We start from the raw sequence: 24,489 nt of genomic DNA, 5'->3' as shown, positions 1-24,489 counted from the left end.
TCTATCATCATCTAAAATCTTACTTTCACCTTTTCTATTCGTTCTGCGCACACACCCACCAAAGGATTTAATATATTAGTAAAATTACCTACCTTTGCATACCAAATGCATTCTTCCATGCTTAATCAATCAATTCTCATTTCTGAAAAGTGATCCTTAATAGTACAAAAGCAAAGAAGCCCAGCAATTCATCACTGGACTTCTTCTTTATTTTCCAACAAAACTTCCTTATCAAAGCGAACAAATTTACTCTGTACTTCCATTCCAGCTGCTTCGTATACACGAGGTGCGCCTGTAATATTTTCAGAATCTACATTTAGATGAACTTTTGAAATCCCCTCTTCGTAAAATTGACCAAATGCATACTGTAACAGCGCTAATCCTAATCCTTCTTTCCGCTTAGAGCGCCTTACACCTAAGTGAGTAATTTCAGCTTTATTGTCAGTACCCTTTTTACTAAAGATAAAACCAATTACGTCACCCTCAAACATTGCTAGTGACCATAATGTAGGATGAAACCCATCTCTTTCAGTACGTTGCAAAAACTCTTCTAACGTAGAAGGCTGCGAATTCCAGTGGTCCGCAAAGGCTTCATTAAAAGCTCGATGTAATCCCTCGTCATCCACACCAGATATGTAATGTCGCACAGTAACACCATTTGGCCATATTGGTGTTGAAACGTTCCCCTTCAATTCAATCCCCATTCCCCACCAAATACGAGTTGGAATAAAACCAGCTTCTTCTAATACTTTTTCCTCATAGTAATTATTTGCTTGTGTTACAATCGCACCCTGTAGGCATGATGAATTACCAACAAGCTCCTTAGCACGTTCTTCAAGCTTTGACCATATTACTTGTTCAATCCCTTGATTGATACAATTAGGATTTACAAATACGGCAGATGGGAACTGCCTTTCATTTCCTGTCAGAATTCCATAAGCAATTATTTCTTCTTCATTCATAACAGAGCAAGAACTTTTACTAACATCAATCCCTTTCCATGAATTAGTAATATCTTCTACCGTTGTATCAATTTCACCGTAAATGGCTTGATCATAAGTCGTACATAGTTTTAAAATTTGTTGTAAATCTTCTTGTGAAGTTGCTTTAACCTTTAGACCGTTCATATTGTACCTTCTTCTTTTTTAAGTTAATTAAATTTTAACACTATTCGAATAATTAGTTAACAAAGAATAAAAAAGAGTCTCATTTTCCAATGAGACTCTTTTCCTATTACATAATTAACCTGCTTTTTCAACTCGTTTACCCACAATAAACACCTTAGTAAACACTAACATGATAACTACAATAACAAGAAAATACAGAGGCATCACCATTAATGAACCTGTATGCAGCTGGCTCATTCTCCAAATTGTCACCGTCACTATTATATAGTACCCTAAGCTAAACAATGCTCCTGCTGTACCAATGACGTCCTGAAAATCTACTAAAGCTAAGCTAAGACAATTCGGTAACACTACCCCAATTCCTAATAGCAATATAAACATAGCTACTAAAAATCCAATCATATATATTATGTTGGGATTTGATCCAACTGAAGTAATAACAGTTAAAAGGATAGCTCCCCCTGTCATTACAAGACAACCGATATATATAATTTCCTCTGGTTTGTAAGTAGTAAGTAATCGTTTTGAAACTTTCGCCCCAATAATAGAAGCGGAAGCAACAACAATTCCTAAAAACCCGTACATACTAGGTGATAACTGAAAGTATTCAATAAAGATAAACGGCGCTTCTGCATAATAGCTAAATAAAACACCATTTGCTCCTCCAATTAATAACCCATATGTTACTACTTTCGGATTTGCAATTAATCTTTTTAACACTGAGAAAACATTTATTTTATCCGTTACTGCGCCCGTTTTTGTTTCCGGAAGAGAAACAAACGTATACAGCAAGATCCCAACACTCATAACTACTAAACTTAAAAACACCATTTTAAACCCAAACATTTGATCAAGAAAGCCACCAATTAACGGCCCTACCGCTGGTGTAAAAGCAATGACTGCCGAAATTTGAGCAAACATAACATGACGTTTATGCCCCTCTACACTTTCACGAAGAATCGTTTGTGTCACAACTGAACCAGCACTTGCTCCAAATGCTTGAATAAAACGACTAAACAATAAAAATTCAATAGAATTGGCAATATAGCATAAGAAACTTCCAGCGCCATATACTACAATTCCAAATAACATTGCTGGGCGACGACCAATTATATCTGATAACCATCCAATAAAAAATACACCTAAAGCAAATCCAGCAAAATAAACACTAAGCGTTAACTGTACCTCATTATTACTTACGTGCAACGCCTTTGAAATATCCGGTAAAGACGGTGTGTAAATTGTTTCACTAATTTGCGGAAATGCCACAAGAATAATCATTAACCAAAGTGATGGTACTGAGACTTTTTTCACTTTTAATACCCTCCTATAACTTTGAAAATCTCAGAAATGAATAGACTTTCCTTAGCTATGGAACAGGAGGGGCCATTATAGAAATTCGATCATAAAACAACAAAGAAAACACCTCAATTACGCATGTTAATACTTATAGGAGGGTAATATTAACATTGATTTTAAAATATAGTCTTTCAATTATATGATAGGTTGTGTTCGTTTTCTAGTGTTCATAATCTTAATATTTGTTAGTACACGAATGTCCTTTCAATTCTCTTGGAAAATTAATACGATTTGAAAAGCGCAACTAAACAACTGAAACGCCCCTTCAATTGTTAAAATCATTCTCACAATTGAAGGGGCGTTTTTTTATTGCTACATTTTCACTGATTGTTCTTTTTGATAGATAATTTCACCATCAATAATTGTTGTTTCTACCTTTAAATCTTTAATTTGATTTGGATCGACACTTAAAATGCTGTCATTTAATATAACTAAATCCGCCAACTTTCCGGCCTCTATGCTTCCTTTTATCTCTTCCTCAAAACTCGCATAAGCACCATTCCATGTGTATAGTTTAATAGCTTCCATTACGCTTATAGATTGATTAGCACCAACCTCCATTCCAGACTTAGTTTTTCTATTGACAGCAACATGAATTCCTAATAAAGGATTATAGTCAGTAACTGGTGCGTCCGAGCCACCTGCTGCAATGATGCCACGATCAATAAAATCACGAGCAGCGTACATGTGATTCACACGATCACCATAGTGTTCTACATATATCTCTCCGAATTCATATGGAAATGGAGGATTTGGAATTGGAATCATCTCAAGTTTTTTCATTCTCTCTTGTAAATCTGGTGAAGAAATTCCCGCGTGCTCGATTCGATGACGGTGATTTTTTCTTGGTGATTCTTCTAGCGCCCTTTCTACACAATTTAAATACATTTCAATAGCTTTATCGCCTTGTGCATGTACAGTGATTTGATAACCTTTTTTATGCGATTCACCTAAAACCCGATAAATTTCTTCCTCACTATAATAAAGAATGCCATAATTGGTAGGGTCACTCGAGTACGACTTACGGGTTGCAATTGTAGGCCCAGTGCTACTTCCATCTGTAAACAATTTAGCTGGTCCAACTTTGAATCTCTCATCTCCGGTACCAGTTACCACACCAGCTTCGACCATTTTATTAACAAATTCATGGGAGTTATTTATTTGACATATCATTGCATATATTCGGACACGAATATCCCTACTCTTCACAGCTCGTTGTAGTAAACGAAAACTCTCCGGTCCATCTCCACCTGCGTCATGTATACTTGTTATGCCAGCTGCAACGAAATGATCTGATGCAATTTTCACAGCCTTCATCATTTCACTTTCTGTATAACTTGCAACCTCGCTCATACTCATATTTGCTGCTTCAATTAACTTTCCTGTAAGCCTTCCTGCCTGATTCTTTTCAATAACTCCCCCATTCGTATCCGGTGTGTTCTCGTTAATTTGCGCAATTTCTAATGCTTTACTGTTCACCACGCTTATGTGGTGACAAGTACGAGTTATAATAATAGGGTGTTCAACTGAAATTTCATCCAACTCAGTAATTGTTGGATAACGCTTTTCCTTCACAGCGGTTTCATTAAAGCCCCAGGCACGTATCCATTCACCTTTTGGCGTTTCTAAGGCCTTCTTTTTCAGATCATCTAACAAAGCATCGATAGAATCAATATGTTCAGCTTTACAACTGACAGCCAACTGATTTAGTCCATGAGAAATGATGTGAAGATGGGAATCAATGAATCCAGGAAGAAGCGTTTTCCCTTGCAGGTCAATTACATCCGTATTTTCTCCTATAAAACTCTTAACCTCCTGATTTGAGCCAACAACTACGATATGATTATCTTTTATTGCTACAGCTTCGACTACTGCATTCTTTTGGTCTACTGTAATAACTTCTCCATTTATCAATACAACATCAGCTTTCATAAACTCAACCCTTTCGGAATTACTCTTTTTGAGTAATTCATTCAGTATTTAAAGTTATATCTCCTAATAGGCTCATCCGCTTTTTAACAAGATTTATCAATAATTAATTAAAGTTGAGCTAAACATTCTTTCATTGTTTTAACGATAAAAGTAAAGTCTTCCTCTGTGATGCTTAATGGAGGTGCAAGCTGTAAAATATTATTGTAACCTGCAACAGTGTCACCATTTTTACCAATAATTAGACCTTTTTCTTTACAAGCATTGATGACTTTGTTCATCTTTTCAATGGAAGCCGGTTCTTTCGTTTGCTTATCTTCCACTAGTTCAATGCCTAAAAGAAGACCCTTTCCGCGAACATCACCTACGTTTGGATGCTCTTTTACATCCTCTAGCTCATATAACAGTCGTTCACCCAATTCTTTGGAACGTTCAATGAGTTTCTCATTCTCCATAATTTCTAAATTCTTCAAAGCTAAAGCGCAAGCAGCAGGATTTCCTCCGAACGTATTTACATGGCGGAAGCGATCATAATCATCACTACCTACGAATGCCTCATAAACCTCTCGTCTAACTGCTGTTGCTGACAAAGGAAGATACCCACTTGTAATACCTTTTGCCATTGTAATGATATCTGGTTTGACGCCATAATTCATAAATCCAAATGGCTTCCCTGTTCGTCCAAATCCACATATAACTTCATCACAAATGAGCAACGCACCGTGCTTCTCGCAAATTTCTTTTACTTTTTCCATATATCCATCAGGAGGCATTAAAATTCCGCCCCCTGTAATAATTGGCTCCATAATCACACCGGCTACTGTTTGGCTTAACTCCCATGTCATGACACGATCGATTTCATTAGCACTTGCCAGTGTATGAACATCATCTAGATTTCGATACGTATCCGGCGGTGCTACATGCAGGAATCCTTGCCCGAGTGGTTCATATTTATACTTTCGCTGTGCTTGCCCTGTTGCTGCAAGAGCCCCCATTGTGTTACCGTGATAGGCACGGTAGCGGGAAATAAACTTATAGCGTCCATGATCACCTTTTTGTTGATGATATTGACGAGCAATTTTAAATGCTGTTTCATTCGCTTCCGATCCACTGTTAGAAAAGAAAATGACGTATTCATCATCAAGCCATTCATTCAATTTTTCTGCTAATTTAATAGCAGGAACATGACTTTGTGTCAGAGGGAAATATGGCATTTCTTCAAGCTGTTCAAACGCCGCTCTTGCAAGCTCTTTTCGGCCGTATCCAACATTCACACACCAAAGACCAGACATACCGTCTAAATAACGGTTTCCATCAATATCCGTCACCCATGCCCCTTCTGCTTTTGTGATAATTAAATTCGTTGGACTAGGGGCTGCTCCTCTCATTGCATGCCAAAGGTATTTTTCATCTGTTTTTTTCAAACTTTGTGTTTTCTCTGTCGCTTGCACAATTACCAGCTCCATTCTATCTTTTTATGGTTTTACATCACGCTTTCAATAACGAGTCGTAAGCATTTTCTTGCGAGTATAGAATTCTACGCCATCTTTTCCATTTGCATGGAGATCACCATAGAAAGATTTCTTATAACCTGAGAACGGGAAGAATGCCATTGGAGCAGGAACTCCAAGATTAACCCCAAGCATACCTGCATCAATTTCTTCACGGAATTCACGAATAGCTTTCGCGCTATTTGTGTACAGACATGCACCATTTGCGAATGGTGATGCATTAGCAACATGAATCGCTTCCATCAAGTCTTTTACGCGTACAATAGAAAGAACCGGTGCGAAGATTTCATCTTGCCAGATTTTCATTTCCTGTGTCACATTGTCAAAAATCGTTGGGCCAACAAAATAACCTTGGCTGTTTGCTACATCGTCTTCACGTCCATCACGAATAAGTGTCGCTCCCTGCTCTACACCGGATTGAATGTATCCGAGTGTCCGCTCTTTATGTCCTTCACGAATAACGGGACCAAGGAAAATACCTTCTTCCAGACCATTACCAATCGTAATTGCATTAGCCTCTTGAAGCAGTCTCTTAACGAGCTCATCTGCAACGTCTTCTTCCACAACAACAACAGCCGCTGCCATGCATCGTTCACCAGCTAAACCGAAGGCAGCACTTGTAATTTCTTTCACTGTAGAACTAAGGTCCGCATCTTTTAATACGATCGAATGATTTTTTGCCCCTGCAAGAGCTTGTACACGTTTACCGTTAGCTGCTGCTGTTTTATATATATACTCAGCCACAGGTTGAGAGCCAACGAAAGATACAGCTTTCACATCCTCATTGTCAAGAATGCCGTTAACGACGTCATGTGCACCATGCACAATATTTAGTACTCCATCTGGAAGACCTGCTTCTTTAAACAGTTCAGCTATGCGATTAGCCAATAGCGGTGTTCTTTCAGATGGTTTTAATACAAACGTATTCCCGCATGCAATCGCGAGTGGAAACATCCAGCATGGTACCATCATCGGAAAGTTAAATGGCGTTATTCCTGCGATTACTCCGATCGGGTAACGATACATCCCTGATTCAACACCAGTAGCAATATCGGGAAGTTGCTCTCCCATCATTAAAGTGGGTGCGCCTGCGGCAAATTCAACACATTCAATCCCCCGCTGCACTTCACCGTATGCTTCCTTATAACTTTTTCCGTTTTCCAAGGTTACGAGTTTAGCTAACTCTTCCCAGTTTTCAATCAATAGCTGTTGATAGCGAAATAGAATCCGTGCACGCCGAGGTACAGCGATCTTTCTCCATGTTTTGAATGCTTCTTTCGCAGTTGCTACAGCTCTATCTAAATCTTCTTTAGTCGAAAGAGGCACACGAGCAATAATCTCTCCTGTTGCTGGATTTGGTACATCTTCAACTTGCTTACTTGTGGATTCTATCCATTGTCCGCCAATATAATTTTTCAACGTTTGTACATTTTTCATTACTACCATGGTGAAGCCTCCTATTTTAAGATAACCGTCCTATGTATTTATTACACTCGCAAAAGAAAGCGCATTCATTTGACGGTATGTAAACTTATTGGCATACATTTCTTCAACATTACTAATCTTAATCTTATCCATTGAATACACAGGAGCAGTCATCTGCTCAGCATTTGTCTACTCCCCAGCTCACATTATTTCAGATGGATCTCATGGTTCATCTTATAATTCTTTTTCAGAAATACTGGGCAATCCCATTCACAAACAAGGTCCTTAGCCAAGGAAACGATCCAGTCCTTTGTAATATGATACTTTTCCCCATCAACAGTAATAAACACTTCACCATCTGTCACATAGAAAACTTCCTGCTCTTCTACATGCCACGTTCCTTTATTCGGTTCGCCTACCCACGGTTCCCATGTGTTGGCACCTAGTTGCTCTGCTTCTTCTGCTGTAAGTTTTTTCGCAAAAAACATGATGATCCTCTCTCTTTCGTATTCGTAATTTTGAAGGAATAATTCTATAAATCTACTGCCTTAACATTTGTATTTTTTAAACGTTTAAACTCTTTTTTCATAAAGTATATGGCAATGAGAACACCTGGAATTTCTGCAGCAGGAGCAGCGTACCATACACCTTCTACACCCCAGTATTTCGGGAAAATAAATAGAAACGGTAACATGAACAACAATATTTTGCTTACACTAATAAACGTTGCGGACCAGTTTCTTTCTTGTGATTCAAAATAACCAGAGATAAGCAAACTAACTGCACTAAGCGTAAACAAACAATTGAATATAACTGTCGTCCAAATACCCAGTTTCTGTAATTCAGGATTACCACCGGAAAAAAATGACACAATTGGATCTGCAAAAATGATTAGTATGGCTGTCACGATCACAAAGAAGGAAACTGTAAAAATGAGTCCCATCTTAATCGCTTGTTTCACACGATCAAGGTTGCCCGCACCGTAATTATAACTAATAATCGGTTGAAGCCCTGTCATCCCACCGAGCGCTGCTAAGGCGAGGAGATTTGTAATGTACCCGTTTTGAATCGTGAAAGCTGCAACGTGTAGACCGCCACCGTAGCTTTGCAGTAAGTTGTTGGTGAAAATAATTGCAATAAACATCATGAACTGACTCGAGAAAGATGCAAAGCCCGTCCAAACCACTTCAACAATCTTCTTGAGATTAATCATCATATCTTTCATTTTCGGCTTAAGTTTTGTTTTACCAAACCAGAAATAAAAGATTAGGAGAGCAGGAATCGATTGCGAAATCGTATTAGCCCATGAAGAACCCATCATCCCCATGTCATACTTCACTACCATAATCCATTCCATAGTCCCAGCAACCACCGCTGCGACTAACCAACTGTTCATTGATAATATAGGTTTTTCATCGATATTAGCTAAAATACTTAATACAACGGCCAATATCGTTAATGGCAACGAAATCCATAGCAGTCGGCTATATTGCACCGCATATGGAAGCGCTTCATCACTTGCTCCGAATAAAATCATAATATCATTTTCAAAGAGCAATCCAAGTATAGCTAACAAAGTGGAAAGGAACAGCGTAAACCATAAAGTTTGTCCCATAATACTTCTAGCTTCCTCTAACTTCCCTTTTCCAAGTCGAAGTGAAATGACCGCTCCTGCTCCCACACCTAAAAGAACACCAATCATACGGGTAATAACCATGACCGTAAATCCAATTCCGATCCCTTCGACTTCCAGCTCCTGAAAGCCACTGACGAAATAGCCATCAACAACCGATACAACTCCTAGAATTACGTTAGCCATAATTCCCGCCAAAGCAAACCGTAAATATAGTAACGGAATACTTTTGGTTCCTAGCACTGAATCATCCACCGGCTTATTCATTACCTCTGGTTGCTCTATTTTTGATGACGGACCGTTGTCCACTATTTTCATGAGCATATCCCCTTATAAATAATTTATATAGCACGTTTTGCTCAATTAATTCGCATACCACCCTACCGGATTTGCATGCTGGTGGATATTGATTTGCTTCGTTTCCATAAAGTGCTCCAGTCCGGCAACACCTAACGCTCTGCCGATTCCACTTTGCTTATATCCGCCCCAAGGACCTTCAACATAAGCGAGATGATAACTATTAATCCAAGTGATTCCAGCACGCAATTTACTTATGACACGTTTTGCCCGGTCCATATCTTCAGTAAATACAGCACCGGCTAATCCATAAATGGAATCATTCGCTTTTTGGATGGCATCTTCCTCATCTTTAAATTTCTGTACAACAAGGACTGGACCAAAAATCTCTTCCTTAACAATACGCATATTCGCATTTACATCAGCGAAGATTGTTGGTGCAATAAAAAAACCTCGATCAAGCCCATTTTCTGTTAAGCGATTACCACCACAAACTAATCTTGCACCTTCTTCGATTCCGCTATTGATATAATGTAAAACTTCATTCATATGAGTCTCGTTTGTTAGGGCTCCCATTTCAATGTTCTCGCTTTCCCCGTTTCCAACTACAATTTTGCTCGCACGCTCGGCCAATCTTTCAACAAACTTATCGTAAATAGTCTCTTGTACAAGCAAACGGGATGCAGCTGAACAAACTTGCCCAGCATTGTGGAAAATGCCAAACATCGCATTATCGACTGCGGTTTCAAAGTCCACATCGTCGAACACAATAAGTGGAGATTTACCACCTAGTTCAAGTGTGATTTTTTTCATATTGCCCGCAGCTGCGCGCATAATACTTTGACCTGTTTTTGTTCCACCAGTAAAGGCAACTTTGTCAACATCATGGCTCTCTGCAAGCTCATTTCCAACCTTTGAGCCAGGTCCCAATACCAAGTTTGCCACTCCGTCCGGAAGTCCAACCTCTTCGATAATTCCGAATAATTTGAATACACTTACAGGAGTGACGTCAGCAGGCTTAATTACAATTGTATTCCCTGCGGCAAGTGCAGGAGCAATTTGCCAAACAGCTAACATAAGCGGAAAGTTCCAAGGTACAATAAGTCCACAAACACCAATCGGTTCATGAATAATAATTGTTTCCGAAGAATCAGCACGAGTGTAAGATTCCTTTTTCATGCCTTTGATCAAGTCAGCATAATAGCGGAAACATTGAATCGATACAGGAATATCTACATGGGTTGTTGCACGGATAACCTTACCGTTATTTGCAGTTTCCAAACGGGCAATTTCAGCTGTCTTCTCTTCAAGACGGTCTGCAATCTTATATAGATAGTCAGCTCTTTCATCAGCCGATAAATCCGACCAGATCCCGCTGTCAAACGCTTTACGAGCCGCCTTGATTGCTATCTTCGCATCGTCTGCCGATCCATGAGCTGACGTTGCGATAACCTCTCCGGTTGCTGGATTGATAATATTTCGTCTAGCACCCGATAATGCTTCTACCCATTTCCCGTCAATGAACATGTTAATTTTCATAAACACTTCTCCTTTACGCGATAATATCTACCAGTTTGAAACCAATATGTGCTATATTGACCAGCATCGTTTTCTGATTATAGAATGGGAATGATTTGAGGCGTTCCTTTTCAAATCGGTATCCACCTGCACTCCCCGTAACAATCCATTGTGCCAATAACTTACCAAACAATGTCGAGAGAGACGCGCCATGGCCCGTATAACCCGTTGCGAAATATGCGCCTTCTTTGGATCTACCGATAACTGGGAACGTATCAATTGTAACCCCGATAAATCCACCCCACCTGTAATCAATCTTGCTTCCTTCTAGTTTTGGCATTATTTTAACCATAGCATCGTAAACATTTTGATAAACAGCATCACCTAAGTTCGGACGAATATCGCCACCGCCAAATATGATCCGATTATCTGGTGTACGCCTGAAATAGTAAAGGAAACTGCTTGTATCAAAAACCATGCGATCTTTAGGAATGACGGCATTCACCAGTGATTCTGGAAGCTGTTCAGTACCAATAATACGTGCCGAAATTGGCAGTACGCCTTTATTCAATTCAGCCATAATTTTTCCGGAGTAACCATCTGTAGCCACAATAATGTCTTTCGCTGTAACAGTACCTTTTTCTGTAATAACTTTCACACTATTTCGGCCGTACTCAATAGATAGTGCTTTCGAATGCTCAAAGATTTTTGCACCGATTGATTTAGCTGCTTCTCCCAAACCAATTGCATAGTTCAGTGGTTGGAACGAGTAACTCGAGTCATCGACTAAGCAACCATAATATTGCGGGGAATCAATTTCTTGATGCAACTGACTTCGATTAAGCACGCTACATTCATATCCAAAATTTTTGTTTAAGTATTCACTTTCAAGTTTCAACCCTTCAAAATGCTTGGCTTTGTAAGCCGCCACAATGTGACCTGTCTTTCTGAAGTTACAGTTGATTTGATGCTCGTCGATAATGTTTTTAACTAATTCAACACTAAGCAGAGAAAGATCGTTAAGCTGCCTCGCCTCTTCGGCACCATACTTCTTGGCAAGCTCCTGCATCGTTGACTTATAGCCCGGCAATACCATCCCACCGTTGCGACCGCTTGCGCCATACCCAATTGTTTCCTGCTCAAGGACGATGACACTCTTCCCTAATTTTTGCAAATGATATGCAGAAGAAAGACCTGTGAAACCTGCGCCAATAATGACAACATCCGCCTCTTCATTTCCTTCAAGAGGTTTTCCTTTGTCATATCTGTTTGCAGTCGCTGTCCACAATGAGAGAGTATCCATTCGATCCATCTTATCCATAGCTAATCCTTCTCCTTTCGTGACATGTATGTTACAATACAGTCAAAAATATTCTAAATATTCAAACTTATTATGATTATCATATGACTTGGAGCTTCCTCCAAGTCAATAGCCATTTGAGAGGTTTTTGCATTCATTTTTGCGAAAAAAGTGGAGTAACACCACTTTTTTTATTGGAGGGGACATCTATGAAAATTGGTACATTTGCGAAGCTTTTCCATGTTACAACTGATACCGTACGTTATTACATTGAACTAGGATTATTAATACCAGACAAAAAAAACACCCAGTATCAAATGAACCAATTGTGTTTAGACGACATGGCTTTTATTACTGAGCTGAAAAAATTTCATTTTTCATTGATAGAAATCCAACGAATTTTATCGTATCGGCGTGTCACAAACTTCTCGGATCATGAGGATATCGACTACTACAACAATTTGCTCAATGATAAAAAGAATGAGCTGACTAAGAAAAAAGAAGATATATCAAAAGCTATCCAATTGATTGAAAAAGCGGTTCAAACAAGCTCACCTTCAACAAAAGAAGAGAATATTACAGGAATCCCGCTTGACTTTGTAAATCTGCTCTATTGTCCGAAGTGCCGCATTCCACTTGAAATGAAAGATGTAACGATCAAAAAAGTCTACATTCACACGGGGAGTTTAACTTGTACCTGTGGATACGAGGCAACTATCGATGATGGTATTATTATTACCGCGAACTTGTACGAGACGTCTCCTTATCCATCTTATTTTTACGATAAAGAAACGATTAAAGAGATTAATCCCAAAATGATTAACTTATTTGAAAAAAGTAATTTTCGATTTCAAAAAGTTCTACAAAATATAGATTTGAAAAACAAATTAATCGTGGAAACAAACGTTGACGCTTTTGTGTCACTACCGAAATATATTGATGTTCTTGAAACTAGCGCGTCCTATGTATTCAGTGGCTATTCGCTTGCGATGCTCAAGAAAGTTAGAAACAGAATTGAGCGTATGAATCCGAAGCCACGCGTCCTTTATATTTTGAATTCCGATTTAAATCTGCCATTGAAACCGCTTAGCATCGATGTTTTTGTGGATAGTTTTACAGTAACTGATTTTTCACTGCTCAATCCGCAGTTCCCCATTCACGTTCTAAAAAACTATTTACATAACAGTTCAACAATTGTCGGCGGATACTCGTATTATGATAGATCGGCCAAATCCCTGAAAAACATTTCAGCCTTATATCCAAATTCTCACGAACATATTTTATATCCAAAATACTTAGAAGAAAATTTATCAGTTAACGGATTTCAAATCATTCAAAATGAAAATATTGGTTACTGTACAGATCCAGGACCTTATTTCGATTATCATGTAAGAGACGAAAAATTCCACATGCTCATGTATTTGGCTAGTACGAAAAAATAGCACACCACACTTCACCCCAAAAAAGCGCCATCACAAGTGACGGCGCTTTTTCTATGTAAGAGCTACTAGAAGGTATCCTTCTAGCCTACTCCCATTTATAAGTCCAAAATTGTTCAAGTTGCAGCCATTTTAATGTTGCTGCATCTTTGTTTTTTATTTTTGCATGCGTTTCTTCAAGCATTGCTTCTGTTTGTGAACGATGCGCACCTAGTGCAGCTAATTTATGTTCAAATACTTCACTAATATTATTTACAACATCCGGCTCCCCTAGTACAGCTTCGCGATTTTTCGTAATTGCAACCGCATGAATGACTGGACGTTCTTCTTTTGGCATACGTGATACAGCGCGAACGACAGCACGGCCAAATGCATTATGGTCTGGATGTACGCCATGCTCAGGATAAAATGTAATAATTCGAGATGGATTTACTTCTTGAATGATTGCTTCAATTTTGTCTGCAACGAAATCAACATCTTCAAACTCTAACGTTTTATCATGGAAACCAAGCTTTCTTAAATCTTGAATTCCCATCGCTTCACATGCATCTTTTAATTCTTTTTCACGGATATTTGGAATCGTTTCACGGTTAGCGAATACATTTTTCCCCATGTTACGTCCCATTTGTCCAAGAGTACCACATGCATACGTTACAGGTACTCCTTGATCTGTTAATAAGCGAATTGTTCCTCCCGCAGCAAATGCTTCATCATCTGGATGCGGAAATACAACAAGTACATGTCTCTCCATAAGTTTCCCTCCTTCTTACTTAAATGGCGTTAAGCTTAACTCAAGCGCAACTGCTAGTCGGCCTAGATTATCATGTCCAGCTAATAATAAACGCTCTTGATCATCTACTTCCCAATGCGTAATACCTTCAGCATATACCCAGCCATGATCCATTTTTAGACCAACTCGGTATGGGTTTGTTCCAGTTATTTTCCCGCGCTCAAAACGGATAATTGCATTTCGAATGAATGCTCCAACTGTCATCATCTTTTCATTTATGTGTGATGCATACGCTCCGTTTGTCGTTTCTAAATGAATATATACATCTTTATTTACAAAACGTTCAATTTCATTTTGAATAAGAGAACTATCTTTTACTATTTCCATCGGAATTCACCTCTTTAAACCATTTTACGCAAAAATAATGTAAATTGCTATCTCTATATTAGAGGACAACGCTCACTTTTCCTAATAATTTGCACTGTGTTTCTATATTTTTTTATATCATATGTAGAATTGATATTTTTTCCTTCACTTTGTTAAATAGTTTTCTTTCTTTTTTGAATTTGCTACAATATAAATTACGCAGAGGGATGCATTTTTACAATTGAATACATACTTTAAAGAAGGTGACATGTTTGGAACATTCAGCACATGAAGTAGCAAATTGGCAATATTATTTTGCGATTGCCGTATTTTTAGTCACATACGGTTTTATTATTTCTGAGAAATTGAATCGTGCTGTAATCGCACTATTCGGTGCTGCTATTATGATTATTTTTGGAATTGTAGATTTACATACTGCTTTCACATCACATATTCAATGGGAAACAATCACCCTTTTAATTGGGATGATGATTCTCGTACATATTACGAGTCAATCAGGCGTATTTGAATTTGTAGCCATTAAAGCAGCAAAAACAGCTGGCGGAAAACCAATCCGCATTTTATTATTACTATCCCTATTAACCGCTGTCGGTTCTGCATTTTTGGACAACGTAACAACCGTATTATTAATCGTACCTGTTACACTATCCATTACACGTATTTTAAAAGTAAACCCTGTTCCTTATTTAATTTCAGAAGTATTATTTTCAAATATAGGCGGAACAGCAACATTAATTGGTGACCCGCCGAACATTATGATTGGATCAGCTAATAAGCATTTAGACTTTAATGCCTTCTTATTAAACTTAGCTCCAATCGTAATCATTATTTCTATCGTTACACTTGGCATTATTTACTTCATGTATCGTAACAAACTAAAAACAACGCCTGAGCAAATCGAAAAGCTAATGGCATTAAATGAAAAAGATTATATTAAAGATCAGAGCCTCCTTTTAAAATCCATTACGATTTTAGGACTAACTATTTTAGGCTTTGTACTTCATTCTATTATTCATGTAGACGCTGCCGTTATTGCGATGACAGGTGCTACACTTCTTATGTTAATCGGTGTGAAAGAACATGATATTGAAGATGTATTTGCCCACGTTGAATGGGTAACAATTTTCTTCTTCGCTGGACTATTCGTTCTCGTTGGCGGATTAATTGATATCGGACTTATTTCTTCACTCGCAAAAGAAGTACTCGACGTAACAAATGGCGATATCGGTTTCGCTGCTATACTTATCTTATGGGTATCTGGCATCGCATCTGCGACAATTGATAACATCCCATTTGTCGCAACGATGATTCCACTTATTCAAGATTTAGCTACAGGACTCGGACTATCTGTCGATTCTCCGCAAATTGAAGTACTATGGTGGGCGTTATCACTTGGAGCTTGCCTAGGAGGCAACGGAACATTAATTGGAGCATCAGCAAACGTAGTCGTTGCTGGTATTGCAAAACGTGAAGGACATGGGTTCTCTTATATGGACTTCTTAAAAATCGGTTTCCCCTTAACGATCATTGCGCTATTGTTATCACATGCTTACATTTATTTACGTTATTTAATGTAGAAGTTGTATTGCATGAAATTATGTCGTCAAATAAAAAAGGTTTGCAGCACTATGCTACAAACCTTTTTTCATCACCAAAATATACCTATAATTGCTAATCCACCTAAAATCATACCACCAATTTGTCCGATGATTGTTGGTGATAGTTGAACACCTTTTCTCACTTCAACAACTGGTCTTTCGTGCCTTAGTTGTTGCACTTCACTTTGAAGTTGATGTACACTTCCGTGTAGTTCTTTAATTAGTTCTTTTAATTCAGCGACCTCTTCGTTTACTGGCTTACTTTTTTCTAAGTTCATCTCGCATAACTCCTTATAAAGTGAAACTTTAATCAGTGGGGATTTTGTTCATCCCCCACTGATTATTAGTTGAACCAATCGGGCGTTTACGGGCAGTTGATCTCACACCTAACTTCTTCGCTCCACCTGAATTTTGAGGTGGGAATTTTACTGCCCGTTAATGCGGGATAAATTCAATCAGTTCACTGTAAAATTTCGCCAATTATCGTTATATCTCCTGCATACTACATATATAATATGGAATGTACCTTTATTAACAAGACCCTTTTAAGAACAAATTTAGATATTTTAAAAAGACAACTTTCATTAGTTCTTTATATATATAAAGGACTAATATATTCAACAATTCTATTCTTTATAGTTTCTTTTTCATACAAAAAGCTTCACTAAAATTTAGCAGGTGTACCTTGATGAAAATACATTTGCCATCTTCCTTCTCTAAATTTCCATATCGAACTACGTAACGAGTGTTGATTATTTATTTCATTGAATATTCGATAAGTAGTTAATGCTACATCTTTGGATAATGGATGTACTTCGAAATCACTCAAAGTCATTTTTACCACACCAATTCCACTTTTATCGATATCCTCATTTTTATATAAAACTTTACCAGAACTCCCAAACTCAAAAAAATCAGCGGCAAGTATCTTTTTAAGCTCCTTTTGAGATGTGCGAACCCCTGGTTTAAGTAATCGTTCCTCTAGCTGATATAAACACTCTCTTAATGAAGATAAACCTTCCATTAGTACACTCCTCCGCTCATCATTACCCAAATATTACAACTTTTCACTCTACACTACACAATTATTCTGTATGTTTTTGCTAGTTCTGCAGCTCTATCCATTCATCCCGCAATATCCCCATAATCATACGATCAAAACACTTTCCGTCTCGCTGAACTGCTTCTCTCATACACCCTTCCATCTGAAAACCCATCTTTTTATACAACGCAATGGCTGCTTTATTATAAGAAATAACATCGAGACCGACGCGGTGTAAATTCATTTCATAGAACGCATACTTTAGAATAATATGTATCGCTTCTTTCCCATATCCCTTCCCTCTATCATTTGCCTCTCCTATACCAATTGCTAATAGACCTGTTCTGTTATTCCACTCTATGCCGTGAATTGCAACAAAACCAATTAAGCGATCATCTTGAACTGTTCTTAACATGAAAGAAACTCTATTCGACCTCCGTCCCTTTAATAGCCCATCACTCGCTATTTCATGTAACGATTGCGGGAATGCTAAGTCTGTATCTACATTTCTTAAATATTCACTATCCTCTTGCCACATAGCCATTACTTCAGCATCTGTGGCTCTAATAGCTGATAATTTAATAGTTTTATTTTGAAAAAGATTCATCGTCATTTCAAACTCCCCCTTTATTAAATAGCGGGGATAATTATTTTAGCCTATTTATCCCGCATTAACGGGCAGTAAGACTCCCACCTCAAAATTCAGCTGGAGCGAAGAAGTTAGGTGGGAGATCAACTGCCCGTAAACGCCCGATTGGTTCAACTAATAATCACTGGGGGATGAACAAAACCCCCACTGATTAAAGTTTCACTTTATCCCCTTGTTCCATAAACTGTTTTTTTAACGGGATACTTACAATAAGCGCTGACATTGGCACATCTCCCTTGCATTGAATTAACTTCATTGTATAATTTTTCATTTATTCTAACAATAACAACAATAAAAAGGCCCTCCAAATTTAGAGGGCCTTTCCTAATAGTAAAACTGTATTATTTCGTAAACATTTTCTCCGCTTCATCCATTGCCATTTTGTTGCCTAAAGCAGAATAGTCAAGCCATGGTTGGTCATTGATAATGTATACGTGCTTACCTTTAACAGCTTTTAAGTCTTTCCAAATTGGTGTTTCTTGTAATTGTTTAAATGCAGCTTTTGCCTTATCATCTCTGTTTACAACAACGAAAATCGCATCTGCATCAAAGTCAGGTAATACTTCTTGTGAAATGACTTCGAAAGGACGGTTTCCATCAATTTTCTCTACACCATTTGCAGGTTGTAATCCTAAGTCTTGGAATAAAATTGGTCCCATCGGTCTTTTCGTACTAAAGACACGCAATTCTTTTGCAGTCACGCGAATTGCCATTACTTTTTCGTTATTACCTAGCTCTTTATCTATTAAACTTTTCACTCGTTTTGATTGTTCTTCATAGTCTTGAATATATTTATCCGCTTCCTTCTCACGGTTTACAAGTTTACCTACTTCTTTTAAATGATCTCTCCACGTACCTTCATCTAAATTGAAAGAATGTGTTGTTGCAATTTTTTCGTATTTCGCTAAATCTTTGCCAGCATATTTTTCATCAACATAAATGTCAGTTGGCTTTAATTGAAGTAATGCCTCCATATTTGGATCTGTTACAACACCCAGTTTCTTCGTATCTTTCAACTGCTCTTTTGCGTGTGGTAAGAAATCTTTTAAATCTCCACCAATAACAGAACCTACTGGTGTAATTCCTAATGCAAGTAAATCATTTGTTAAGTGAATAGACATTGAAGCAATTTTTGGGTCATTACTTTTTTCCGTTTTTTTAGTTGCCTCTTCATTAGGTTTCGATTGACCACATGCTACTAATACTAAAATACACATAATGCTAAATAAAATGGAAAGTTTCTTTTTCATATGTTCTCCTCTTTGAAGTATTTATTTTGTTTTTGTAAGTAAATAAAGAAAATACGGCGCTCCTAAAGCAGCTACTACTACACCCGCTGGAATAGAATTTGGCTCAAATAAAGAGCGCCCTATCGTATCTGCGAGTACTAAAATAATCATTCCAATAATGCCAGCTAACGGAAGGAAATGTTGATATGTACTACCTACTAACTTTCTTGCGATATGCGGAGAAACTAAGCCGATAAAGCCAATTCCCCCTGCCATCGATACACTTGCACAAGACAATCCTACCGCTGTAGCTAAAAGCAGTAAACGTTCTTTTTGAACAGAAACACCAAGTCCTGCTGCTACACTATCACCTAGTGACAATGCATTTAATGTTTTAGATTTCAGCCATGCATACGGGGTTAGTATCAAAATCCACGGTAATAATGCTAGCACATGAATCCAGTCTCTTCCCCACACATTACCAACTAACCATCTAGAAGCGAATGTATACGTCTCATCATTTAACTTGAGCGAGAAAAATAACGAAAGTGCACTAAAACCAGCTGAAACTGCAATACCAACAAGAATAAGTCTAATGGGAAGTAAACCTTTTGACCGATCACTCGCAAGCAAAACAATAAGAAATGCAGCTAACACTCCTCCGCCAAATGTAAATAACGGTATTAAAATCGATGCACTCTCGTTAATAGAATGAAAGAGAGTAACGAATACAATAAGCCCGAAAGATGCACCCGAATGTAATCCGAGAATACCAGGATCTGCGAGCGCATTACGAGATAGCCCTTGCAAAATCGCACCGGAAACCCCAAGGCCAATACCTGCTAACATTGTAATAATTATTCTTGGCATACGATAATCGTACAGGACTGTCGCACTCTCAAAATCACCATAACCAAAAAGCGTTTGAATTACTTTGAGTGGTGCAATGCTCAGCGTCCCCGTATTTAAGCTAATCAAAATTACAGCGATACTCAAACATCCAAAAATTGTAGTTACAGTAATAGCTCTCTTTTTATCCGTGCTAAAAAGATCCTTCACTTATAACTCCCTCCCAACTTTACGTGCTATATAAAGGAAGAACGGAACTCCAACAAGAGCTACCATAATTCCTATCGCAAGTTCTTTAGGAGGATTTACTGTTCTTGCTCCTAAATCAGCTAAAACTAATAACATAGCTCCTAATAATGCTGACATAGGAATAATAAGCCGATAATTAACACCTACTAATTTTCTAGCAATGTGCGGAATGACAAGTCCTACAAATCCAATGGAACCAACAGCTGAAACAGACACACCTGCAAGAATGACTACTATAATCATCCCAAGCATTCTCGTTCGGTTCGTTTTTACTCCTAAATTCGTAGCAACATCATCACCCATCGATATGAGTGAAATAGATCTCCCTAACGTTGTCGCAAAAACAATTGTTACGAGAATAATAGGCACTAAAAATTTCAAGTGTTCCCACTTAACCCCCGCAACACCACCAGCATACCAAAATGCTAAATCTTGGCTTAAGTCATAATAAATCGCGACACCTGAACTTAACGAATGTAAAAGCGCGGCCATAACTGCCCCTGCAATCGTTAACCTCATCGGCGTTAAACCGCCTGATGTTGCTGATCCAATAATAAAAATGAGTACTGTACTTAAAACTGCTCCAATAAAGGAGACAATCATTAAATAGGAATACGGCATATGCGGGAAAAAAGCAAAACTAAGTGCTACTACAAACATCGCACCTGCATTTATTCCGAGTACACCTGCATCAGCTAAAGGATTTCGTGTTACCCCTTGCATAACAGCTCCAGCGACTGCAAAAGCAGCTCCTACAACTGCTGCGCCAATTACCCTTGGGAGCCTTAATTCATAAATAATTTGATGCTGTGTTAATTTCGGATTATAATCAAAAACCGCTGCCCACACCGTTTGCAAATGAATATCCTTTGCCCCGAATGCAATAGCTAAAAATATAGATCCGATTAAACATAAAATTGTTAAGCTCATGAAACATACGAACTTAATATGTATCCAGCGATTATTGCCAGCATGTACAGTAGACTTATGTAACATGTTTCATTTCATCCTTTATATTCAGTTCTTTTTTATAATTATTTTTTATTTATAATCATTATTGATAATAATTATCATTTTCATTTAGATATTATATCCCCACTTTTTTTAAATAGCAAACTATTTTTTTACTTTGTTAAACTATCAAAATACTTATTACAATTCCCTTCTAAAACTTCCAAATACATGCAAAATGACGTACTGTTTTATTTTCAAATTTGTAATATACTAAGTTATTATTTTGATTTTTCAAATAAAAACCCTGAAGGTGAAAACATGTTTTATGTAAAACAACTACTCTATTTTACTTATGAACAAGCATTATCCTGTTTGTTCCCTGTCGTTATTTTTTTAACACTTGCTCTTTCAAAAATCATTTCGATTCCAGGGCTGTACCGATATGATTTCATACTCATCGTATGTCTTCTTATGCAGTGGATTATGTACAAGACTGGTCTTGAAACGAAAGACGAACTAAAAGTAATTACTGTCTTCCACCTCATCGGCCTTTTACTAGAAATATATAAAGTACATTTCGGTTCATGGAGTTATCCTGAAGAGGCGTATTCAAAAGTTTTCGGAGTTCCGCTTTACAGCGGTTTTATGTATGCGAGTGTCGCAAGTTACATATGCCAAGCGTGGAGAAGATTGCATTTACAAATGCATCATTGGCCGAAAGCTATTTTTGCAATACCTCTAGGAGCAATGATTTACTTTAATTTTTTTACACATCATTTTCTATATGACTTTAGATGGGTATTAACTTTAATTTTATTCATTGTTTTCTTTCGCACATTTGTGGAATTTTCATTACGAGGCGTTACATATAAAATGCCGCTCGTACTCTCATTTTTCCTTATCGGATTCTTTATTTGGATTGCAGAAAACATCGCTACCTTCTTCGGAGCATGGCAATATCCAAATCAACGGGAAACATGGAGCCTCGTTCACTTAAGCAAAATTAGCTCATGGTTTTTACTCGTTGTTATTAGCATTATGATTGTTACACAACTCAAACATTTTAAGCAGTCGAAAAGATAATGCTAATTATGTAAAAACATTAAAATAACAACTTATCTTCCTTACCCAATAAAAAAATCCACTCTGTAAAAACAGTTAGCCCATCACTCATTAGAGAGTGATGGGCCTTTTTTATTAATATTTTTTAAACCGTTCTCATCAAAGAGGTTATAGGTTCATCATAATTTACAAGCGCATAAGCAGTTACACATTATGAACTAGTACTAGCAGAAGAGGTTGCTGCAGATGAAGCGGCAATCGTTGCTATCATAGCTGCTTGTTGTGCTTGTATGAGGACTTCTATCATTGTTTGTAAACCTGCGTTGGTAGCTTTACTTTCCTCACCTTTCTGACTTACGAACAGTTGAATAGCAATAAGAATATTCGTATCTGTATGCCAACGGAAAAATTTCTCCCCTTGCAATTTTTCAATCAACGCTTTAATAGAATGAATCTCTTTTTCTCCATCCTCAAGTAACGCTAGTAGCCCGATAGCTGGATAATGCATCTGTTTCACTTTTACCTTTTCTTGTTTTAACAAATTCCATATGTTTGTACATGTTGCAACTAACATTTCTTCACGGACATCCTTCTTTAGTGAGAGGATATGACTTAAAAACTGAAGATCATTCCCTTTACGCAAACCAGCTTTCGCTAGTTTCTGATAAAGACGTTCTACCCGGTCCATAAGTGTTTCTACATTCTCTGATTGTCCTGCTAGTAAAACCGCGAGTGGATAATCATTTGTACCTGTAAGAAAAAGATGATCCTCTTTCATCCGTTTATATACTTGCATCGAACGCTGAATGTACGTGCCATGCTGTTCATTTTCTTCTGTTAAAAGCACAGCTGCTGCGAGATAAGTAAATATACTCCGGCTAAAGCCACCAGCGACCAATTGTTCATATAAATCTAAAAACCTCCGAAAAGCTTCCTTGTAATCTGTAAAGTGAATATCTAATGTTGCGGCCACCACAAAGCGATGATAAGACTTTAAGTATGAAAACATCCCTACCTGATTCTTAATATAACTACTAATTTCTAAAAAACGTCCGAGATCAAACAGTTTATCACTACCTGCATACATAGCAGCAATCATCATACCTGTTCGAGAATCACTTGTTTTCCATTTTAGTTCTCCCTTTAACTGTGCATATGTATGTGTGTATTGCTCCAACTTTTGTTCCAATGTAATCATAGTATTCCCCCATTTTCTAGTTCCTCTCTTTTATTATACGTATATTCCATATTTAGGAATACCCTATTTCATACAGATTTTGCAACCTTATACTTTCTTCTGTATTATTTTCAATATTTTTCTATTAAGTAATACAAAAAAATAATAACTACCATAAAACTTAGATGTTTCTTTATCCTAATTGGTTGGTTTTCTTTCCTTCTTCATCAGCATCACGATGATTAGCGTTCATAATCCTTAATCCTTCAAGAAGTTCAACAACAAAAAAGGATAGATAATAAATTATCTACCCTTTTTGTCTATATATTATTTAACATTACACCTGTATTGTGAAAAATAAGGTTGTAATTACTTACACCTCAATTTTGACAAAACATCTGTGATTTCGTTTTTTATATGCAATTAAACTTTACCAAAAACTAAAAAGCCTTAATAATTCGTTCCATCGCCTTCATTTGCCCAATATGATCTGCTTCATGATACAACATCATACCGTAAAGCTCTCCAACTGTTTCCAACCCTAAAAATGGCTCTGGAAGTTTATTTTCAAATGCTTCTGCTGGAATTTCTTGAATGCGCTTCGCTTGTTCTTTTAATTGAACCGTTAGCACTTCTAATGATGGTCCTTCTGTTTTCCATTTAGATGGTCTTGATCCATACCCGAACATACCTGGATATTCAGTTGGTAATTGTTTAAATTCTCTTCCAAACATGAAAGTTTCTGCTGCCGTTAACACGTGACCGATATGCCAGCGAATTGTATTGTTAAAGCCCTCCGGCTGCGTATCCGCAGTTTTATCATCAAGCGTCTCCATAAATTCAAGTAATGCCCCACGCGTTATTTCAAATTGTTTTAAACCAATTATTCTATTCATTTTATCGTCCCCTTTTTTATGTACAATTTATTATGAGCTAAGAATGTTCTACTTATTAAAGTTTCACCTTGTTTAATCTATCAGAAACAATTAAAAAACACATCTAATATGCTTACTGAAAACAATAAA

General features: G+C 37.5%; 21 protein-coding genes and 1 pseudogene. 3 read left to right on the top strand and 19 right to left on the bottom strand.

The genetic code is table 11. The features are described 5' to 3' along the window. Positions 1 to 191: 191 nt before the first annotated feature. The 9 genes from ABH960_RS08135 to ABH960_RS08095 form a co-directional block, all read right to left on the bottom strand. Positions 192 to 1,127 carry a GNAT family N-acetyltransferase gene (locus ABH960_RS08135; RefSeq protein WP_404444234.1) on the bottom strand — a complete coding sequence of 312 codons (936 nt, stop codon included), beginning with the start codon at positions 1,125 to 1,127 and terminating at the stop codon, positions 192 to 194. A gap of 114 nt (positions 1,128 to 1,241) precedes the next feature. Beyond that, a complete protein-coding gene (locus ABH960_RS08130; protein WP_404444231.1) occupies positions 1,242 to 2,441 on the bottom strand; it encodes a multidrug effflux MFS transporter in 1,200 nt (399 codons plus the stop codon). A gap of 357 nt (positions 2,442 to 2,798) precedes the next feature. Continuing rightward, a complete protein-coding gene (locus ABH960_RS08125; protein ID WP_404444228.1) occupies positions 2,799 to 4,418 on the bottom strand; it encodes an amidohydrolase in 1,620 nt (539 codons plus the stop codon). Between the two features lie 107 nt (positions 4,419 to 4,525). Next, complete coding sequence (locus tag ABH960_RS08120; protein WP_404444225.1) at positions 4,526 to 5,881, bottom strand: aspartate aminotransferase family protein; 1,356 nt, start codon at positions 5,879 to 5,881, stop codon at positions 4,526 to 4,528. Positions 5,882 to 5,911: 30 nt separating this feature from the next. Further along, complete coding sequence (locus tag ABH960_RS08115) at positions 5,912 to 7,372, bottom strand: CoA-acylating methylmalonate-semialdehyde dehydrogenase (protein WP_404444222.1); 1,461 nt, start codon at positions 7,370 to 7,372, stop codon at positions 5,912 to 5,914. A gap of 185 nt (positions 7,373 to 7,557) precedes the next feature. Beyond that, positions 7,558 to 7,839: a cupin domain-containing protein gene (locus ABH960_RS08110; protein ID WP_404444219.1), complete on the bottom strand. Its 282-nt coding sequence runs from the start codon at positions 7,837 to 7,839 to the stop codon at positions 7,558 to 7,560. Positions 7,840 to 7,883: 44 nt separating this feature from the next. Then, positions 7,884 to 9,302: an MATE family efflux transporter gene (locus tag ABH960_RS08105; RefSeq protein ID WP_404444216.1), complete on the bottom strand. Its 1,419-nt coding sequence runs from the start codon at positions 9,300 to 9,302 to the stop codon at positions 7,884 to 7,886. A 45-nt stretch (positions 9,303 to 9,347) separates the two neighbouring features. Beyond that, positions 9,348 to 10,820: an aldehyde dehydrogenase family protein gene (locus tag ABH960_RS08100; RefSeq protein WP_404444213.1), complete on the bottom strand. Its 1,473-nt coding sequence runs from the start codon at positions 10,818 to 10,820 to the stop codon at positions 9,348 to 9,350. Between the two features lie 13 nt (positions 10,821 to 10,833). Beyond that, positions 10,834 to 12,120 (bottom strand): NAD(P)/FAD-dependent oxidoreductase, encoded by a 1,287-nt coding sequence (locus tag ABH960_RS08095; protein ID WP_404444210.1) that lies wholly within the window; start codon positions 12,118 to 12,120, stop codon positions 10,834 to 10,836. Positions 12,121 to 12,308: 188 nt separating this feature from the next. Here ABH960_RS08095 and ABH960_RS08090 point away from each other — a divergent pair, with 188 nt between their 5' ends. Next, entirely contained in the window at positions 12,309 to 13,541 is a 1,233-nt protein-coding gene (locus ABH960_RS08090; protein WP_404444207.1) for a MerR family transcriptional regulator, read from the top strand. Positions 13,542 to 13,626: 85 nt separating this feature from the next. Here the strand turns inward: ABH960_RS08090 and bshB2 are convergent, their stop codons facing one another. Beyond that, entirely contained in the window at positions 13,627 to 14,289 is a 663-nt protein-coding gene (bshB2, locus tag ABH960_RS08085; protein ID WP_404444204.1) for a bacillithiol biosynthesis deacetylase BshB2, read from the bottom strand. A 15-nt stretch (positions 14,290 to 14,304) separates the two neighbouring features. Further along, positions 14,305 to 14,655 carry a YojF family protein gene (locus ABH960_RS08080; RefSeq protein ID WP_000407045.1) on the bottom strand — a complete coding sequence of 117 codons (351 nt, stop codon included), beginning with the start codon at positions 14,653 to 14,655 and terminating at the stop codon, positions 14,305 to 14,307. Positions 14,656 to 14,906: 251 nt separating this feature from the next. Between ABH960_RS08080 and ABH960_RS08075 the strand changes: the two genes are divergently transcribed. Then, entirely contained in the window at positions 14,907 to 16,232 is a 1,326-nt protein-coding gene (locus ABH960_RS08075; protein ID WP_002142598.1) for an ArsB/NhaD family transporter, read from the top strand. Between the two features lie 71 nt (positions 16,233 to 16,303). Here the strand turns inward: ABH960_RS08075 and ABH960_RS08070 are convergent, their stop codons facing one another. The 6 genes from ABH960_RS08070 to ABH960_RS08045 form a co-directional block, all read right to left on the bottom strand. Next, entirely contained in the window at positions 16,304 to 16,531 is a 228-nt protein-coding gene (locus tag ABH960_RS08070; protein WP_002033458.1) for a coiled-coil domain-containing protein, read from the bottom strand. A 386-nt stretch (positions 16,532 to 16,917) separates the two neighbouring features. Continuing rightward, positions 16,918 to 17,277, bottom strand: coding sequence for a nuclear transport factor 2 family protein (locus ABH960_RS08065; protein ID WP_002033457.1), 360 nt, complete (start codon positions 17,275 to 17,277; stop codon positions 16,918 to 16,920). A gap of 79 nt (positions 17,278 to 17,356) precedes the next feature. After that, the gene (locus ABH960_RS08060; RefSeq protein WP_404444197.1) at positions 17,357 to 17,908 is read right to left on the bottom strand and encodes a GNAT family N-acetyltransferase; all 552 of its coding nucleotides are present in this window, start codon (positions 17,906 to 17,908) and stop codon (positions 17,357 to 17,359) included. Positions 17,909 to 18,285: 377 nt separating this feature from the next. Continuing rightward, positions 18,286 to 19,194, bottom strand: coding sequence for an iron-hydroxamate ABC transporter substrate-binding protein (locus ABH960_RS08055; RefSeq protein WP_404444194.1), 909 nt, complete (start codon positions 19,192 to 19,194; stop codon positions 18,286 to 18,288). A 21-nt stretch (positions 19,195 to 19,215) separates the two neighbouring features. Next, positions 19,216 to 20,232 (bottom strand): FecCD family ABC transporter permease, encoded by a 1,017-nt coding sequence (locus tag ABH960_RS08050; protein ID WP_404444191.1) that lies wholly within the window; start codon positions 20,230 to 20,232, stop codon positions 19,216 to 19,218. Further along, positions 20,233 to 21,267 (bottom strand): FecCD family ABC transporter permease, encoded by a 1,035-nt coding sequence (locus tag ABH960_RS08045; protein ID WP_404444188.1) that lies wholly within the window; start codon positions 21,265 to 21,267, stop codon positions 20,233 to 20,235. A gap of 276 nt (positions 21,268 to 21,543) precedes the next feature. Here ABH960_RS08045 and ABH960_RS08040 point away from each other — a divergent pair, with 276 nt between their 5' ends. Further along, complete coding sequence (locus ABH960_RS08040; RefSeq protein WP_033708377.1) at positions 21,544 to 22,308, top strand: DUF817 domain-containing protein; 765 nt, start codon at positions 21,544 to 21,546, stop codon at positions 22,306 to 22,308. 190 nt (positions 22,309 to 22,498) lie between these two features. Here the strand turns inward: ABH960_RS08040 and ABH960_RS08035 are convergent. After that, a pseudogene (locus tag ABH960_RS08035) lies at positions 22,499 to 23,535 on the bottom strand (DUF4003 domain-containing protein). A gap of 369 nt (positions 23,536 to 23,904) precedes the next feature. Further along, positions 23,905 to 24,360 (bottom strand): DinB family protein, encoded by a 456-nt coding sequence (locus tag ABH960_RS08030; protein WP_404444184.1) that lies wholly within the window; start codon positions 24,358 to 24,360, stop codon positions 23,905 to 23,907. Positions 24,361 to 24,489: the final 129 nt, after the last annotated feature.

Source organism: Bacillus sp. RC252, assembly GCF_044909215.1.
In the GTDB taxonomy this organism is placed as follows: domain Bacteria; phylum Bacillota; class Bacilli; order Bacillales; family Bacillaceae_G; genus Bacillus_A; species Bacillus_A mycoides.
This window is presented reverse-complemented; position numbering and strand designations above follow the sequence as displayed.

Excerpts from the sequence above, each read along its gene's own strand:
- ABH960_RS08030 (WP_404444184.1), bottom strand. The coding sequence starts at position 24,360 with ATGAATAGAATAATTGGTTTAAAACAATTTGAAATAACGCGTGGGGCA.
- ABH960_RS08060 (WP_404444197.1), bottom strand. The coding sequence starts at position 17,908 with ATGACGATGAATCTTTTTCAAAATAAAACTATTAAATTATCAGCTATT.
- ABH960_RS08090 (WP_404444207.1), top strand. The coding sequence starts at position 12,309 with ATGAAAATTGGTACATTTGCGAAGCTTTTCCATGTTACAACTGATACC.
- ABH960_RS08095 (WP_404444210.1), bottom strand. The coding sequence starts at position 12,120 with ATGGATAAGATGGATCGAATGGATACTCTCTCATTGTGGACAGCGACT.
- ABH960_RS08120 (WP_404444225.1), bottom strand. The coding sequence starts at position 5,881 with ATGGAGCTGGTAATTGTGCAAGCGACAGAGAAAACACAAAGTTTGAAA.
- ABH960_RS08040 (WP_033708377.1), top strand. The coding sequence starts at position 21,544 with ATGTTTTATGTAAAACAACTACTCTATTTTACTTATGAACAAGCATTA.
- ABH960_RS08135 (WP_404444234.1), bottom strand. The coding sequence starts at position 1,127 with ATGAACGGTCTAAAGGTTAAAGCAACTTCACAAGAAGATTTACAACAA.
- bshB2 (WP_404444204.1), bottom strand. The coding sequence starts at position 14,289 with ATGGAGAGACATGTACTTGTTGTATTTCCGCATCCAGATGATGAAGCA.
- ABH960_RS08125 (WP_404444228.1), bottom strand. The coding sequence starts at position 4,418 with ATGAAAGCTGATGTTGTATTGATAAATGGAGAAGTTATTACAGTAGAC.
- ABH960_RS08105 (WP_404444216.1), bottom strand. The coding sequence starts at position 9,302 with ATGAAAATAGTGGACAACGGTCCGTCATCAAAAATAGAGCAACCAGAG.
- ABH960_RS08100 (WP_404444213.1), bottom strand. The coding sequence starts at position 10,820 with ATGAAAATTAACATGTTCATTGACGGGAAATGGGTAGAAGCATTATCG.
- ABH960_RS08070 (WP_002033458.1), bottom strand. The coding sequence starts at position 16,531 with ATGAACTTAGAAAAAAGTAAGCCAGTAAACGAAGAGGTCGCTGAATTA.
- ABH960_RS08115 (WP_404444222.1), bottom strand. The coding sequence starts at position 7,372 with ATGGTAGTAATGAAAAATGTACAAACGTTGAAAAATTATATTGGCGGA.
- ABH960_RS08055 (WP_404444194.1), bottom strand. The coding sequence starts at position 19,194 with ATGAAAAAGAAACTTTCCATTTTATTTAGCATTATGTGTATTTTAGTA.
- ABH960_RS08110 (WP_404444219.1), bottom strand. The coding sequence starts at position 7,839 with ATGTTTTTTGCGAAAAAACTTACAGCAGAAGAAGCAGAGCAACTAGGT.
- ABH960_RS08080 (WP_000407045.1), bottom strand. The coding sequence starts at position 14,655 with ATGGAAATAGTAAAAGATAGTTCTCTTATTCAAAATGAAATTGAACGT.
- ABH960_RS08045 (WP_404444188.1), bottom strand. The coding sequence starts at position 21,267 with ATGTTACATAAGTCTACTGTACATGCTGGCAATAATCGCTGGATACAT.
- ABH960_RS08065 (WP_002033457.1), bottom strand. The coding sequence starts at position 17,277 with ATGGAAGGTTTATCTTCATTAAGAGAGTGTTTATATCAGCTAGAGGAA.